Genomic DNA, 15,834 nt, shown 5'->3' with positions numbered 1-15,834 from the left:
TATGCATCTCTTGGTGCGGGAAAACCGGACGCTTGATGAACAGGAAGTGGCGGAAGATCTTAATCTTCCTTCAGCTGATCTGGTTGTACTTTCTTTTACAGAAAGCGATCTTCTGGCCCTGCGCCATGCAGAAGCTCTCTTACGTGCACAAACTGAAGGAAGCGCGTTGCGCCCTACCTTGCAGGTTACAAGCCTTGCACGGTTACGCCACCCTATGTCGATTGATCTGTATATTGAAACCACATTGCAAAAAGCGCGCTGCGTTGTCGTGCGGTTGCTGGGTGGTTTGGATTACTGGCGCTATGGGGCAGAAGAGTTGGCGGCATGGAGCCGTGAAACGGGTGTGCCGCTAGCTTTGTTACCCGGTGATATTTTGCAAAGCCATAGCTCTGATGCGCAGCAACAAGTAGGACATATAGGAGGAGATAGGCGGCTGGCAGAACTTTCCACCGTTTCTGCTGAACATTACGCGCGCTTAAATGGTTTTTTCCAGCAAGGTGGCCCAGATAACATCTGTGCGGCATTAGGGCTCATGTCTGCTCTTGCGGGTATGCAGGAAGATAAGGGAACACAACCCAAAGCATTGCCAGCATGGGGTGTGTATCGCTCTTATTCTCCTGCTGCCGCTCAGGCGCAACTCCAGATAAAAGCGATCATACTTCTGTATCGCGCGCATTTGCTGGTAGGGGATGTGGTAGGCCCGGAAAGTCTGGCAGAAGAACTGGCACAACGTGGCTGCACTGTAGAGATTGTGTATGTTACATCTTTAAAGGACCCATCCGTTTCCAAAGATGTAAGCCATTACCTACAATCTGCAAAACCTGATGTTGTTCTGGATGCAACGTGCTTTTCTGCACGAAACCAGAATGGTTTTTCACCATTGGATGTGGCTGATGCGCCTATTCTGCAACTTTTGCAGCCGGGATGTACACAGGCTTTGTGGGAAGAAAGCCCACGTGGTTTGGCACGGGCAGATATGGCCATGCAAGTGGTCTTGCCAGAGTTGGATGGCACAATTGCAACTTTTCCAATTTCTTTCAGAAAGGATGCTGAGCCCGGGCAGCCTGCGTTCAGAGATCCTTATAAACCAGGTATAAAGTTGGTGGTAGGCCGTGCAATTGCATGGGCTAGATTGCGGAAAATTCCGCAATCAGACAAGAAAATATCTATTATTCTCTCTGATTATCCAGGCGCGGGGCTAGAAAAATCTGGAGCGCATATAGCGCATGCTGTGGGATTGGATGGTTTTGCATCAACCTCTTCCATTCTCACATTCTTGCATCATGCAGGCTATAATATAGGAGCAGAAGATGCTCCTGATGCAAAAGCTCTTGCTGCTGCTTTGATTGATAGCTACTCAAAGCCTGTTCTTGATACAAAGCTCTATCGTCAGCTTTTGGCAGATTTAGATCCGGCTTTTGTGCAATCTGTTTGTGCAGCATGGGGTGACCCTGAACAGGATGCCAATGTAAAAGATGGTGTTTTTTGCCTGTGTTACATTCAGCTGGGGAATATTTCTCTGGCTGTGCAACCAGACAGAGGGGCAGCCGCTGATCGTAAAGCCCTTTATCATGATCCAGATACACCGCCATGCCATGCATATGTTGCGTTTTACTTGTGGTTGCAGCATGTGAAAAAGCTTGATGCCATGGTGCATTTAGGTACGCATGGCACACTGGAATGGTTGCCCGGTAAGGCTGTGGCGTTATCTCCATCTTGTGGGCCAACCGTATTAACAGGTGATTTACCCGTTATTTACCCATTTATTGTTAATAATCCGGGCGAGGCTGCGACCGCACGCCGGCGTTTGGGTGCGGTTATTATTGGCCATATGACGCCCCCTGTTATGCAGGCTGAACTTTCGGCAGAGGCGCAGGAACTCGAACGCCTGATTGATGAATATGCTGAGGCAGATGGGCTGGATCCTCGTCGCGGTGCTTTGTTGCGTGCTGATATTCTGGATAAAGCCATACGTACGGGTATGTTGGCCGAAAGTGGCGTGCGCCCCGGAGAATTGGATGAAGCAGAAGCACTTGCACGGCTTGATGCTTATTTGTGCGATGTAAAAGATCTGCAAATTCGTGATGGCCTGCATGTTTTTGGCAAACCAGCTACACATTCCAAAAAACTGGTGCAAATTATTGCGCAGGCCTGTGGGCGGCAGGGAGATGCTGCTTTTACGTCTAATGTCGCGCATAAAATCATGCAAAGTGGACAAGCAGAGGCTCAGGCGCTTCTTGCTGCCTTAAGTGGGCGTTTTGTCGCACCTGGCCCAGCAGGAGCCCCAACCCGCGGGCGCGTAGATGTGCTGCCAACAGGGCGTAATCTGTTTACGGTGGACCCACGTGCATTGCCCACACCCTCGGCCATGGTGCTGGCCAAAAAAATGGAAAAACTGTTGCTGACAAGGCATTTACAGGAACAGGGTGAACATCTGACGCATATTGTTATGGATATGTGGGGATCTGCCAGTTTACGTACGGGCGGCGAGGATATGGCGCTTGCCTTGCGCCTTATGGGGGTGGAAGTGCAGCGCACTGCCAGTACAGGGCATGTGTGCGGGTTTGAAATTATTCCCTTGCCATTGCTGGACAGGCCAAGAGTGGACGTAACTTTGCGTGTTTCTGGCTTGTTTCGGGATGCTTTTGCAGATCAGATAGCCCTGTTTGATCAAGCTGTGACTGCTGTTGCCCAACGAAATGAACCGGCTGAATGGAACCATCTGGCAGCTTCTGTCAAAGGGCTGGAAGGAGAGGCCCGAAAGCGTGCCACGGCCCGTATTTTTGGGGCTGCGGCTGGTAATTACGGCACAGGTGTTGAGGAACGCCTGAATACTGGCGCTTGGGGCAATAAGCAGGAACTCGGAACCGCTTGGCTGGAAGGATCATCCTGGACATATGGTGGTGGCAGGGATGGCCAGCAGGATATGCAGGCGCTTTCCAATTTGGTTGGTCAGGCAGAAGCTGTGCTGCATGTGCAGGATAATGCAGAAACCGATATTTTAGAAAGCCCGGATATAGCTGCGCATGAAGGTGGTCTTTCTGCCGCCGCGGCTACATTAGGGGCAATGCCAACTATATTGCATGGAGATACATCTCGGCCGGATATGCCCCGCTTGCGTACAGCAGCGCAGGAAGTGGCGCGTATTGTGCGCGGCCGGTTGGCTAATCCGCAATGGATTTATGGCATGCAGCAGCACGGATACGCAGGGGCCGCAGAAATGGCGCGCGGGCTAGATGCGTTGCACGGATTTGCGGCCACGTTGCCCCAACGTTTTGATAGGCAATTTGATCTAGTTTTTGACCAAACCTTAGGTAATGCCGTGTGTGATGCATTCTTGAAACAGGAAAACCCAGCAGCACGGGAAGCGATGCGCGCACGCTTTGCCGATGCATGGCGGCGAGGCTTGTGGCATCCACGGGGAAATAGTGTGGCTTGTGTTTTGGATGAGGAAAACAAGGCATGAAAGCCCCTCGTATTATCATGGTTGCGGCCCCTCGCTCTGGTGGTGGCAAAACAACGGTTACGCTTGCGTTACTGGCAGCCTTTCAGCGTCGTGGGTTACGGGTTGGGGCCGTTAAAACTGGGCCGGATTATATAGATCCCGCTTTTCATGCCGCTATCACACATCGCCCACCTCTGAACTTGGATAGTTGGTGCATGCCTACAGATTTATTGGCTGGCATTATGGATGCCGCTGCCAAAGATGTAGATGTAGTTGTGGTGGAATCTGCCATGGGGCTATTTGATGGATTGATGGCGCCAGAGGGTGCACGTGGCGCGCCTTCTGATATCGCAGCTCTATTTGGTATTCCTGTTTTGTTGGTGCTGGATGTTTCCGGGCAGGGGCAATCTGTCGGGCCAATTGCACAAGGTTTTGCACGGTGGTCCGATGCTGTGCAGGTGCATGGTGTTGTACTAAACCGCGTTGCATCCGAACGGCACGAGCGTTTGGCGCGCTCTGCTGTGGCTATGGCGGATCTGCCTGTTTGTGGTGCCCTCCTGCGCCAAAAGGGTGAGGTATTGCCAGAACGGCACTTAGGGCTGGTGCAGGCGCGTGAGCACGGCAATCTGGCAGGGTGGTTATCTGACCTTGCAGATAAGGCAGAGCGTGAACTGGATTTGGATGCCATTTTAGAAGCGGCAGCGCCTTTGGCTGAGCGGAAAGTGGATCAGGTATCCATGGCAAAGGCGTGTATTCCTCCTCCGGGGCAACGCATTGCCGTGGCGGATGATGCCGCTTTTTCGTTTCTATATGGGCATCTTTCTTTATTCTGGCGGCAAGCGGGTGCGGAATTGGTGCCGTTTTCTCCCTTGGCCAATCAGGCCCCAGATGCTTCTTGTGATGCTTGCTGGTTGCCCGGAGGATATCCGGAACTTTACGCAGGCCAAGTAGCGCAGGCAGAGCACTTTAAAAAAGGGTTGCAGGATTTTGCGCTTAAGCACCCAGTGCATGGAGAATGCGGGGGCTATATGGTTTTGGGCCATGCATTAGAAGATGCGCAGGGGCAAATACATTCCATGACAGGTTTGTTAGGGCATGTAACATCTTTTGCGCATCGGAAGCTGCATTTGGGCTATCGTGAAGCCACATTACTGGCAGATAACGTATTGGGTTGTGCAGGTACACGCTTGCGTGGGCACGAATTCCATTATGCTACAGTCACAGAAACAGGTGATGATGCACCACTGGCTGATTTGGCAGCAGGTGATGGTACATCCCTTGGTGTGTGTGGTGGTCAGCGTGGTTTGGTTTCCGGGTCATTCTTTCATGTTCTGGCGCGGTGCTCCAATCAGAATATTTTGAACTCTTCCTATTTGTGAAAAGAGCATATGCAAAAACGAACGCGGAAATTTGTGTGATAACAAGGTATGCACAAAGTGCTCTGCCGTCCTGATAAAGCTGGGGCAGGCGGTGAGAAGGAGATATTGAAATGCGATCTTTTCCCGTGTTGCTGGTAAGGCATGCTCCTGTTCAGGTTGCGCAGGGCGTTTGTTATGGCAGGCAGGATGTTGCTCTCAAACCTGGGTGGGAGAATATCGTTTCTGGGCTTTCTGTTCTTGCAAAAGGTGCTGCGTGCCAGGTTCTATACAGTTCTCCTGCGCAAAGATGTTGGCAGATGGCGCAGCGTTTGGCGCAAAGCGCAGGTATGGAATTGCGCGTGGATCATCGGTTGGCGGAATTGAATTTTGGTAGGTGGGAAGGTGTGCGTTGGCAGGATATAGACCGCACATTGCTGGATGAATGGGCACAGAATCCGGCAGGTTTTGCACCGCCAGAAGGTGAAAGTGGGCAAGATCTGCATCAGAGAATTCAAAGCTTTTGGCGCGAAGTGTGTCAGCGTGAAGAAAATGTATGTGTTTTATCGCATGGGGGTCCGCTAAGGCTGCTTAGCGCCTTTGCAGGCGGCTATAAACCGCAGCTTCTTGCACCTTCTATGCCGCAGGGATTTGCGCGCTTGTTCATGGTAGGTGACAAGAGCGACTTTCATTCAACTGAAGCAGATTTTCAGAAACATCATAAAAAGAAAGAACCGTGCCAGGTATGACAAGTTCGCAAAAGCCAGCATCAGCACAGGATGCAGAGCATCACCGTACCAAAATGCAAAAACGCAAAGCTGTGCAAGATAAAGAAGTTGCCAGCAAGACAGTGGAAAAAGGCCTGTTGATTGTAAATACAGGTGCCGGAAAAGGAAAATCTACTGCAGCATTTGGTCTGGCTTTGCGGATGCTCGGATATGGACGGCGTGTTGTTGTGATCCAGTTTATCAAAGGGGCTTGGCATACGGGGGAGCGCAAGGCGCTGGAGCGATTTGAAGATCTGGTAGAATGGCACGCTCTGGGTGAAGGCTTTACATGGGAAACGCAGGATAAAGCGCGAGATATTGCTGCGTGCCAGCGTGCATGGCGTGTTGCACAGCAAGCACTGGTAAACCCGGATGTTGGGCTGGTTATTCTAGATGAGCTAAACATTGCACTCAGATATGATTACCTGCCTATAGAACAGGTGTTGGCAGATATTTCCGCACGCCCCGCAAGCCAGCATGTTGCCGTAACAGGCCGCAATGCCAAGGAAGCCATGCTGGAAGCGGCTGATTTGGTAACAGAAATGACATTGGTGAAACACCATTTTAAAGCATGCGTAAAAGCGCAGGAAGGCATAGAGTTTTGAGTGCTCGCGTTCTGATGGTGCAAGGCACCGGGTCCAGCGTAGGCAAATCAACACTTGTTGCAGGCCTTGCGCGGGCTTTTACGCGGCGCGGTTTGAGAGTGTTACCTTTTAAGCCGCAAAACATGTCTAATAATGCTGCAGTAACATGGGATGGTGGTGAAATTGGGCGTGCTCAGGCTTTGCAGGCGCGTGCCTGTGGCGTGCCTGCAAGCGTGGATATGAATCCTGTTTTGCTCAAACCACAAGGGGAAACAGGCGCGCAGCTTGTTGTGCAAGGGCATATTGAAGAAACAGTGCACGCGCGGGATTATCAGAGCCGAAAAGCATTTTTAATGCCGGCTGTTTTACAAAGCTTTTCCAAACTTGCGGCCAAGGCAGAACTGGTTTTGGTAGAAGGTGCTGGGTCTGCTTCTGAAGTCAATTTACGAGCACATGATATTGCCAATATGGGGTTTGCAGAAGCTGTAAACGCACCGGTTGTACTTGTGGGGGATATAGATAGAGGCGGAGTGATTGCCAGCCTTGTTGGCACACAGGTTGTTGTAAGTCAGGAAGATGCCCAACGTATTAAAGGGTTTATTGTAAACCGTATGCGCGGTGATCCAACATTATTTGCTTCTGGGATGCAGTTTATTGCTGAACGCACAGGATGGCAGCCATTAGGGCTTGTACCGGATTTGCCAGAAGTGAGAAGCCTGCCAGCAGAAGATGCGGCTGATCTGGATGAAAAACTTGCGTATGTAGAAAAGAATTCAAAAACAAAATTAAATCAAAATACTCCGTTGCGTGTTGTCGTGCCTCTTTTGCCGATGATCGCGAACTTTGATGATTTAGACCCACTTTATGCAGAACCCGGTGTGCACCTTATTCCGGTTAAACATGGCCAGACTTTGCCAGAATGTGATCTGATTATATTGCCCGGATCAAAAGCAACCCTATCTGATCTTGCCTGTTTGAAAGAGCAGGGGTGGGACAAGCAGATTGCAGAACACGTAGCTAATGGCGGCTATGTGATGGGGATTTGTGGTGGTTACCAGATGTTGGGTAAGACTGTTGCTGATCCTTATGGAACAGAAGGAGCAGTAGGGCAGACAGAAGGCTTGGGGCTGTTAAAAATTGATACAGTTTTAAGCCGAGATAAAAGTCTGGAACACAAGGAAGGAAAACTGGCAATAGAAGGTCGTAAAGTTGCTGGATATGAAATGCATGTGGGGCAAACAACAGGTTCAGATTGCCAAAACCCATTGATTTATTTGGATAACCAACCCGAAGGTGCCGTTTCTACCAATGGGCGTGTATGGGGTACCTATTTGCACGGTATTTTCAACCATCGCGCCGCACGTATGGCTTTGCTGGCACGTGTATGTGGGGCTGCATTTCAGCCAGATGGCGTATGGAATACAGCTGGCGCAGATTTGCCGATGTGCCATGATCAAAGTGTCGAACAGGCATTGGATGCGTTAGCTGATCATCTGGAACAACATATTGATCTTGATGCCGTGTTGCGGCTGGCCTCTGTGCCAACTGGTATTTGATAAAATGACATGCCTTAGCGTTGAATCCACCGCCTTCTGGCTGGGTTGCGTTGTTCCCACCCGCGGCGTTCCAGTTCAGGCGTGTTGGCATATTGTTCAGGAAAGCCAACACATAGATAGGCAAGAAACTGCCAATTGGGTTCAACACTTAAAGCGGCATGTGCTTCTTGCGGGTTAAGAATGGAAATCCATCCTACCCCAACGCCGCGTGCAGTGGCAGCCAACCAAAAAGTATGAATGGCCATAACAGCAGACCACGTGGTGGTTTGCGGCATAGTGGCCCGGCCGAGCCCACGCCCCTGTTCGGGGTTGGTTTCGCAAAATACAGCAATATGGTGGGGAGCATCATCCAACCCGGCAAGTTTTAGCCGAGCATAGCGTTGCGCATCTTTTCCTTCGCGCCCTTCCAGCTCCTGCGTATTGCTGCGCATAAAGTTCTGGCGAATAGCATCGCGGCGGCGAGAATCATTTACCAGCACAAAGCGCCATGGTTCACTCAACCCGACTGAGGGTGCCAAGCACGCCGTTTCCAGCAGTTCATCCAGGACGGGGGTTGGGAGGGGTGTTGTGCGAAAATGCCTTACATCTCGCCGCCATATAAGCAGTTGCTCTAATTGGTTCTGAAAAGAAGGTGAGAAAAAAGGTGCTGTCATGGCTTTATCATGCAGCCAATAGCGGCCAGCAGCAACCCACCTATCAGAATACCACACGCTCTGCGGTAAAGGGTAAGGCCGTGTTCCAAATCATGCAGGGTAGCAGTTGTGGTGCCTTCTCCAATCCACCCATCATCTACTATGGTGCCTGCATAATTGCGGGGACCACCAAATTTTACACCAAGAGCCGTGGCTAGAGCTGTTTCTGGCCATCCTGCATTGGGGGAGCGATGGCGGCGCGCATCTCGCCAAATGGCGGACCAGATTGTGCGCCAGTGTGTTGGGGGGCTGGAAAGCAGAATACACAATGCGGCCAAGCGGGAAGCTGGCAGGTTAATCAGATCATCCATTTTGGCAGCAGCCATGCCGAATGCTGCATAACGAGGGTTAAGGTGGCCGATCATGCTGTCTGCCGTGTTAACGGCTTTATAAAAGACAGTTCCGGGCAAGCCGAGTAATGCCGTCCACAATAATGGGGCGACAATGCCGTCGGAAAAGTTTTCTGCCAGACTTTCCAAGGCTGCACGCACAACGCCGGTTTCATCCAGCACAGATGTATCGCGCCCCACAATTTGGCTTACCGCATTGCGTCCGCCTTCCACTCCATTGTGTTGAAGTGCCGTGGCCACTGCTTTGACATGCACCCATAAAGACTTCTGAGCCACTAGTGTACATGCGGCTACAGCCTGCACACCAAGCATAAAAGCTGCAGGTAAAAGCATATAACCAATATGGAGGATCAGTACCGTCAGCCCGACAGGAATACCAACAAGCAGCAAAAGCGTGAACAAACCGGATATCCGGCGTGCGGTATCTGACCATTCAGGCCGGTTGAACGTCTGCTCCACCCTGTTTATCAAGAAGCCAATCCACACAACAGGGTGGCTTATTGTAGCAAACAGCGGTGCAGGATATCCGCATAAGGCTTCTAGCCCCGCAGCTATAGCGGCAACGGGTAGGGTTGTAGAAAAAGGATAAAGCAGCATGGCAGATGCAGGCGTGCGGGAAAAGCGGCAAGAAGGCAAGGGGTATCCGCTGCAACAGGCATCTGTAGTTTCTGTGTCGCCCGCAAAAACATCATCAGCACCAAGCTATATTCCTGTACATGGCGGGCAAGTGCAAAAAATTATGCAGATGTTTGCAGATGCACCGCAACCGTTTGTAGACCTTTCTACAGGGATCAGTCCCTTTGCTTACCCAGCAAAATTGCCCGATCTATCTGCTTTGCACACATTGCCAGAAGAGGCAGAAGAAGCGGCGTTACAGCATGCTGCTGCTACAGCATATGGCGTTTCTGACGCTCGCATGGTGGTTGCTGGTGGAGGAAGCCAGAGCCTGATTGCTTTGTTGCCAAGGGTGCTGAAAGCAGAACGGGCCTGCATATTGGGGCCAACGTATTCCGGGCATGTGCAGGCATGGCAGCAGAACGGCATTTCAGTTTCAGAAGTATCTGATTTTGCTGATTTACAATTGGCAGCACAGCAAAAAAATACGGTCTGCGTTGTATGTAACCCCAATAATCCTGATGGGCGTTTGATACAGGCTTCGCATCTGCTTGATTTGGCTCATACCTGCCAGACTGCGGGAAGTTGGTTGGTGGTGGATGAGGCTTTTGCAGATATTACTGGCCAAAGTGTTGCGTTTGCATTGCCGCACCCTGCGTTGCTTGTTTTACGTTCTTTTGGCAAAACATATGGGTTGCCGGGGGTTAGGCTGGGGTTTTTGTTGGCTCAACCTAGCATAGCTTCATATGCGCGGGATCTGTTGGGATCATGGCCTGTGAGCACCATTGGGTTGTCAGTTGGGTGCCAAGCCCTGCAAGATAGAGAATGGTTAAGGCAGGCTTCAATCAAACTGCGCGCTGCAAGTTCTCGTTTGAAAAAATTACTGACCACAGCAGGATTAAACCACAAAGGCCAAGCTGTTTTGTTTGAGCTAGTAGAATGCGAACAGGCCACAGATTTATGGCAGCATCTTTGCCAGAAAGGAATTGTAACCCGGATTTTCCCGTACAATGCCCAGTGGCTGCGCATGGGCTTGCCTGCATCCGAACAGCAATGGCACAGGTTGGAAGCAGCTTTGCAGGATTGGTGTGCACTTTAATAAAAAAGCGCTGATAATACCGTCATAATTACACATTCTGTAATAACAGCGCAGGCTCCTAGAATATCACCTGTATAGCCACCAAGTTGGCGTTTTGCATATTGGGCTATCAGTAAGGCGGTAGCCAAAGCCAGCAAAAAAGGAAGCGCTATAAATGTTAGTACACATGCCGTTGTAAGCGGGACGGGTATTAAAAATACTGTCAGCAAAGTGCTAAGGCAGATTGCGCCCGTTATAGCGATTGTTAGATTGTTGCGTGGCAAGGGGTAAAGCGAGCGTGCCAGACCATCTGGCCGGGCCGGTGGAACTGTTTTTGTAACAACCAAAAACGCGCCACGTGCCAAACATCCAGCAAGCCCACATATCAGGCAAGCCAGCGCGATGGAATGTATGGATGAAAGCACGCCCGCGCGTATCAAGATTGCCAAACACAAAGCCAGCACCCCGTAACTGCCAATGCGGCTATCACGCATGATTTTCAGCTTGCGCTCAGGGGTTATGCCACCAGAACTATCGGCGGTATCGGCCAATCCATCTTCATGTAAGCCGCCTGTTATAAGAACTTGCGCTCCTAACGCTATGCCTGCTGCTGCAAGGGGCGGAATGTGGCTCAGTTGTAATGTTGCGGACAATCCCCCGGTAAATACTCCAATGCCCATGCCAACAAGAGGCCAACACCAGATAGATTGCGCCAAGGGCCAAGAAGCAGAACTATTTTGGTAAGCAGCAGGTAACAGCCAATTCACAGGTATGCGGGTAAGAAGCCCAATCCCACAGGCCAAATGCAACCGTAATCTATCTAATATGGAAAGGGAGCCAGAAGAGGTCATGTTTTCTGGCTTACAGCGGCTTCTGCAAAAGTAGCCATACCTGTGTGGCAGGCGAGTGCTGCACGTAAAATGGAAACAGCGAGAGCAGCGCCTGAGCCTTCACCCAACCTCAGTCCCAATCCCAAAAGGGGCTCTAATTTAAGATAGGAAGCAAGGCGATGCGTTTGTCCTGTTGTGGTAGCGCAGTGCGAAAGACAGGTATGGGCCAGTCCATCAGGATGTAACCGCGCAAGAGGTGCAGCGGCTGCCGTACAAACAAAGCCATCTAGCAGCACGGGTACGTTTTTATGTCTGGCAGCCAATGTGGCACCCAATGTGGCTACCAGTTCGTATCCACCAACACAACGTGCGGTTTCCAATGGATCAGAAGATGCGTGCTGATGCAGGGTAAGTGCTGCGTCAATAACAGTTGCTTTGCGCTTTAATCCTGCATCATCTGCACCGGTTCCGCGCCCGGCCCAGATAGTGCCGCTTTCCTTAAACAAGGCTGCGGCCAAAGCTGCTGCGGTTGTGGTGTTTCCAATGCCCATTTCGCCCAGGCACAGTAGATCGCAGTCAGATGAAACGGCATTGTAGCCAAGCGTGACAGCTTGCAAGAAATTCTGCTCTGTCATGGCAGCTGCATGCGTAAAATCTGCTGTAGGTTGCAGATCATGCACAGGAATAATGTGCAAGGATGCCCCAACCGTTCTGGCTATCTGGTTGATAGCAGCCCCTCCGTTACGGAAATTACTGACCATTTGAGCTGTAACATCAGAAGGCCAAGGAGAGATTCCTTGCCGCGTTACTCCGTGGTTGCCCGCAAAAACCAAGACCTGCACATTTTCCAGTTGTGGTGTGGCACGTTGCTGCCAACCGCCTAGCCAGCTTGTCAGTTCTTCAAGGCGGCCAAGACTACCTTCGGGCTTGGTAAGCTGCTGCTCACGCTGTGCAATGGCGTTTTGGGCAGCCTTATCTGCTTGCGGTAAATTGCTACATAGGTTTCTGAGTTCCTGCATGGAACCAAGGCAGAGCGGCGCGTTAGAAAAAGAAGGAGATGATGGCATATCGTTGATTTTGTGATGTTATAAGGATGTAAGCAAACAAAAATGGTGAGGCGCATATAGCATGAGTGTTCTATCTCTCAATCCAACAGAAACAGGGACGCAGGGCACTGTTCTGATTTTGGGGGGCGCCCGTTCAGGAAAGAGTGGTTTAGCTGAAGCAATGCTAACTGCCTTGCCATCTCCATGGATCTATCTGGCAACAGGTCGAGCGTTTGATGCAGAAATGCAGGAACGGATTGAACACCACAAGGCCAGCCGAACAGAACAGGGATGGCAAACGGTTGAAGAGCCATTTGACATTGCATGGGTGTTAAAAACCTATGCGCATTTGCCTGTATTGGTGGATTGCCTGACCTTGTGGGTGACCAATATGTTGCTGGATGACCAAAATATTGAGGAAGCAACACACCGCCTGCTGGAAGTGTTGCCAGAGCGCTTGGCTCCCACCATTCTTGTAGGCAATGAAGTGGGGTTGGGAATTGTGCCAGAAAATGCCTTGGCCCGCCGCTTTAGGGATGAGGCAGGGCGCCTGCACCAGCGAATAGCGGCGCAGGCAGGGCAGGTTGTGTTTGTGGCAGCCGGGCTGCCATTAGTGCTTAAGGGGAAAGCCTTATAGGCATTAGCTCTCTATCAGCTTTCGGATTCAGAATGATCATGCAGCACGCGGGGGAAGGCAACGGGGCTGCATAGCCCTAGTGCTGTGGCCATTATAACAATGCCAACGGCCATAGGCGGCAAAACAGAAAGCCCAGCGGTATTTAAAATCATGCCGCCAGCGGCAGACCCGAACAGAATACCCACATTGCTGCTGGCGTTTACGGCTGCACCGGCAATATCAGCCGTTGTGGCGCGACTGCGAATAGCACCAGACATAATAACCGGAATAAGAGCAGCGTAACCTGCGCACCACAGGCCCACAGCAGCAACAGCGCTCCACCCACTAAGGAGAGAACCGCAGAGCGAGCCCATACCGCACGCGGTAATCAGGCCAGCTACCAGCAACCCGAGAGCTGGTCTGGAATCCACCATCTGTCCGGCAGCCCATAATCCAAGAATACTCACGCCACCTGTAATCAACAGGGCGATACTCAGCGCGCTTTCTGGTAACCCATGAGACATCAGCAATGGTGAAACATAGGTGTACAAAAGGTTATGCCCCAGAAAGAACAATGTGTTTACGGCAATCACCACCGCAAAAACCCGTGCAACACCTGGTGTACGGAATGAAGGAAGATGCACGGAACTGGAAGATGCTTCGACCTTGGGCAGAAAAAACGCGATGCATACGGTGAGAATAGCGGCCAACCCTGTAACCACCATCATGGAAACCCGCCAGCCTGCCAGTTGTCCAATAGCGGCAGTGCCGGGTACCCCCAGAACAGACCCCAAAGATGTGCCGCCAAATACAAAGGAAATGGCGCGTCCTGTCATACGAGGGGGAACCAGATGCGCTGCATAAGCAGAAACAATGGACATCATAAGCGCATGGGCAGCCCCGCCCACCGCACGGCCTAAGCACAAAATGGCAAAGGTGGGCGCCAAAGCGGCAATGAGATTAGACGCGATATAGCCAATCAGAGCCCACAGCATGAGTGTCTTGCGGTTGATTTTAGCTGTAAGAATGGTGAGCGGCACCGCCGCCAGCGCCACAACCAGCGCATATGCACTGACTGCCAGACCGGCTTTACCTTCTGTGATATGGAAGGAATTCGCCATATCTATCAGCAACCCTACGGGGGCAACTTCGCTGGTAATGGCCGTAAAAGTGGCAGCAAACAAGGCGCACAGCCCGATGATTGTCTGACCGGACAGGGTTTTGAAAAGCATGGGCTTTCTACTGATACAACTGAGGGTTTGAGGGATAATAGCCCTGCCGGATGGAACTGAGCCGGGCAGGAAGCCATTATGCGCTGGGGTGTATAGACCTCTTTTTTCTTGCATGGCAGTACATAAAATGGTGTCAGCAAAAAAAATCCGGACAAAGGCTCCATGGTGGATGTCTGCCCGTTCTGCTTGAGAGATGTAGATGTCAGAAAAAGAAATACGCACGCAGCTGTTGGTGGCCGGGAAATGGCAAGATGCGGCAGATGGTCGTACCATTCCAGTAACCAATCCGGCTACGGGTCAGGTTATTGGGCAGGTAGCCCATGCTTCCAAGGCTGATCTAGAAAAAGTGGTTGCGGGTGCGCAGGTAGGTTACCAGGCATGGCGTAACCTTACGGCGTGGGATCGCTTTGTGATTATGCGCAAGGCGGCAGATCTGCTGCGTGAACGGGCAGAGCAGATTGGCCGTATTATGAGTGAGGAGCAGGGCAAACCTCTTGCTCAGGCAATTATCGAAATTCAGGGCGCTGCCGGTGTTATTGAATATTTCGGTGAAGAAGGCCGCCGCCTGAACGATGAACTGGTGCCACCGCGTGCGCCTTATGTGGAACAGCGCGTGTTGCACCGTCCTGTAGGTGTTGTGGCTGCCTTTACACCGTGGAACTTCCCCATCAACCAGATTGCCCGCAAGCTAGGTGCCGCTTTGGGTGCAGGGTGTGGGGTTATTGTAAAGGCCCCGGAAGATACGCCTGCTTCTCCGGCAGAGCTGATCCGGTGCTTCTGTGATGCCGGCATTCCGGCAGGTGCAGTTTCTCTGGTATATGGTGTGCCAGCAGAAATTTCTGAGTATCTGATAGCACACCCCGTTGTGCGTAAAATTTCCTTCACGGGTTCTACACCTGTAGGCAAGCATCTGGCAGCGCTGGCTGGTGCGCAGATGAAGCCAGTAACCATGGAACTCGGCGGCCACGGTCCGGTTATTGTGTGCCCGGATGCAGATCTGGATGCCGCTGCCGAACGTCTGGCAGCAGCCAAGTTCCGCAATGCCGGGCAGGTGTGCATTGCTCCCACACGTTTCCTTTTACACAAGGAAATTGCAGCGCCATTTATTGAAAAATTCAAAGCCCAGATGAGCGCGCTTAAGATCGGCAATGGTCTGGATGAAGGCGTGACCATGGGGCCATTGGTGAATGAGCGCCGCGTAAAGGCATTGACCGAACTGGTGGCTGATGCCCGCCAGAAAGGTGCGGAGCTGTGGCAGCCTGATATTTCCATGCCAAATGAAGGATGCTTCTTCCCACCCACATTGGTGTTGAAACCAACGCTGGAAATGCGGGTGATGCAGGAAGAACCTTTTGGTCCGATTGCCATTATGGATGAGTATTCTGATCTGGCTGATGCAGTAACGGAAGCCAACCGTTTGCCATATGGCTTGGCAGCTTATGTTTACACACGTTGTGAACGCACGGAACGCTTGCTGGGTGAAAAGCTGGAAGCCGGCATGGTTGCCGTTAATCATCATGGCATTGGCGTGCCGGAAGTGCCGTTTGGTGGCATGAAAGATTCCGGATATGGCACGGAAGGTGGGCCAGAAGCCCTAAAAGCACATACCATTACACGTCTGGTATCTGCTCTTCATGAAAAGCCTTCTTTCTAAGGCTTCAGTCTTCG

The 15,834-nt window shown here is 51.4% G+C and carries 13 protein-coding genes; 8 read left to right on the top strand and 5 right to left on the bottom strand.

The window, feature by feature from the left end; all coding sequences use genetic code 11:
• The first annotated feature begins 1 nt into the window (after position 1).
• The 5 genes from cobN (at position 2) to ABNV41_RS09170 (ending at position 7,707) form a co-directional block, all read left to right on the top strand.
• Entirely contained in the window at positions 2–3,466 is a 3,465-nt protein-coding gene (cobN, locus tag ABNV41_RS09190) for a cobaltochelatase subunit CobN (protein ID WP_050818523.1), read from the top strand.
• A complete protein-coding gene (locus ABNV41_RS09185; RefSeq protein WP_050818522.1) occupies positions 3,463–4,824 on the top strand; it encodes a cobyrinate a,c-diamide synthase in 1,362 nt (453 codons plus the stop codon). The genes cobN and ABNV41_RS09185 overlap by 4 nt, the downstream gene beginning before the upstream one ends.
• A gap of 110 nt (positions 4,825–4,934) precedes the next feature.
• The gene (locus ABNV41_RS09180; RefSeq protein ID WP_087651756.1) at positions 4,935–5,549 is read left to right on the top strand and encodes a histidine phosphatase family protein; all 615 of its coding nucleotides are present in this window, start codon (positions 4,935–4,937) and stop codon (positions 5,547–5,549) included.
• Positions 5,546–6,172: a cob(I)yrinic acid a,c-diamide adenosyltransferase gene (gene cobO, locus ABNV41_RS09175; RefSeq protein ID WP_349934614.1), complete on the top strand. Its 627-nt coding sequence runs from the start codon at positions 5,546–5,548 to the stop codon at positions 6,170–6,172. Before ABNV41_RS09180 ends, cobO begins: the two co-directional genes overlap by 4 nt.
• Before the next feature lie 14 nt (positions 6,173–6,186).
• On the top strand, positions 6,187–7,707 hold the full coding sequence (locus ABNV41_RS09170; protein WP_349935102.1) for a cobyric acid synthase: 1,521 nt from the start codon (positions 6,187–6,189) through the stop codon (positions 7,705–7,707).
• Between the two features lie 14 nt (positions 7,708–7,721).
• Here the strand turns inward: ABNV41_RS09170 and bluB are convergent, their stop codons facing one another.
• Together bluB and cbiB are read right to left on the bottom strand one after the other, a co-directional pair.
• Entirely contained in the window at positions 7,722–8,360 is a 639-nt protein-coding gene (gene bluB / locus ABNV41_RS09165) for a 5,6-dimethylbenzimidazole synthase (RefSeq protein ID WP_050818518.1), read from the bottom strand.
• Positions 8,357–9,346, bottom strand: a complete 990-nt coding sequence (gene cbiB / locus ABNV41_RS09160) for an adenosylcobinamide-phosphate synthase CbiB (protein ID WP_050818517.1) — start codon at positions 9,344–9,346, stop codon at positions 8,357–8,359. Before cbiB ends, bluB begins: the two co-directional genes overlap by 4 nt.
• Between cbiB and cobD the strand changes: the two genes are divergently transcribed.
• Positions 9,345–10,463 carry a threonine-phosphate decarboxylase CobD gene (gene cobD / locus ABNV41_RS09155; protein ID WP_050818516.1) on the top strand — a complete coding sequence of 373 codons (1,119 nt, stop codon included), beginning with the start codon at positions 9,345–9,347 and terminating at the stop codon, positions 10,461–10,463. The two genes, cbiB and cobD, sit on opposite strands and share 2 nt — an antisense overlap.
• Here the strand turns inward: cobD and cobS are convergent.
• Positions 10,460–11,293 carry an adenosylcobinamide-GDP ribazoletransferase gene (gene cobS, locus ABNV41_RS09150; RefSeq protein ID WP_050818515.1) on the bottom strand — a complete coding sequence of 278 codons (834 nt, stop codon included), beginning with the start codon at positions 11,291–11,293 and terminating at the stop codon, positions 10,460–10,462. The genes cobD and cobS overlap by 4 nt on opposite strands.
• A complete protein-coding gene (cobT, locus tag ABNV41_RS09145) occupies positions 11,290–12,339 on the bottom strand; it encodes a nicotinate-nucleotide--dimethylbenzimidazole phosphoribosyltransferase (protein WP_050818514.1) in 1,050 nt (349 codons plus the stop codon). Before cobT ends, cobS begins: the two co-directional genes overlap by 4 nt.
• 61 nt (positions 12,340–12,400) lie before the next feature.
• Between cobT and cobU the strand changes: the two genes are divergently transcribed.
• Positions 12,401–12,955: a bifunctional adenosylcobinamide kinase/adenosylcobinamide-phosphate guanylyltransferase gene (gene cobU / locus ABNV41_RS09140; protein WP_050818513.1), complete on the top strand. Its 555-nt coding sequence runs from the start codon at positions 12,401–12,403 to the stop codon at positions 12,953–12,955.
• Positions 12,956–12,969: 14 nt separating this feature from the next.
• Here cobU and ABNV41_RS09135 read toward each other — a convergent pair whose 3' ends face one another.
• Complete coding sequence (locus ABNV41_RS09135; RefSeq protein WP_196332586.1) at positions 12,970–14,280, bottom strand: MFS transporter; 1,311 nt, start codon at positions 14,278–14,280, stop codon at positions 12,970–12,972.
• A gap of 85 nt (positions 14,281–14,365) precedes the next feature.
• Here ABNV41_RS09135 and ABNV41_RS09130 point away from each other — a divergent pair, with 85 nt between their 5' ends.
• Positions 14,366–15,820 (top strand): NAD-dependent succinate-semialdehyde dehydrogenase, encoded by a 1,455-nt coding sequence (locus ABNV41_RS09130; RefSeq protein ID WP_050818511.1) that lies wholly within the window; start codon positions 14,366–14,368, stop codon positions 15,818–15,820.
• The last annotated feature ends 14 nt before the right edge of the window (positions 15,821–15,834 follow it).

It is taken from the genome of Acetobacter sp. A11-2 (assembly GCF_040208445.1).
GTDB classification, from domain to species: domain Bacteria; phylum Pseudomonadota; class Alphaproteobacteria; order Acetobacterales; family Acetobacteraceae; genus Acetobacter; species Acetobacter oryzoeni.
The sequence above is the reverse complement of the archived record's forward strand: the minus strand, read 5'-3'. Positions and strand labels throughout refer to the sequence as shown.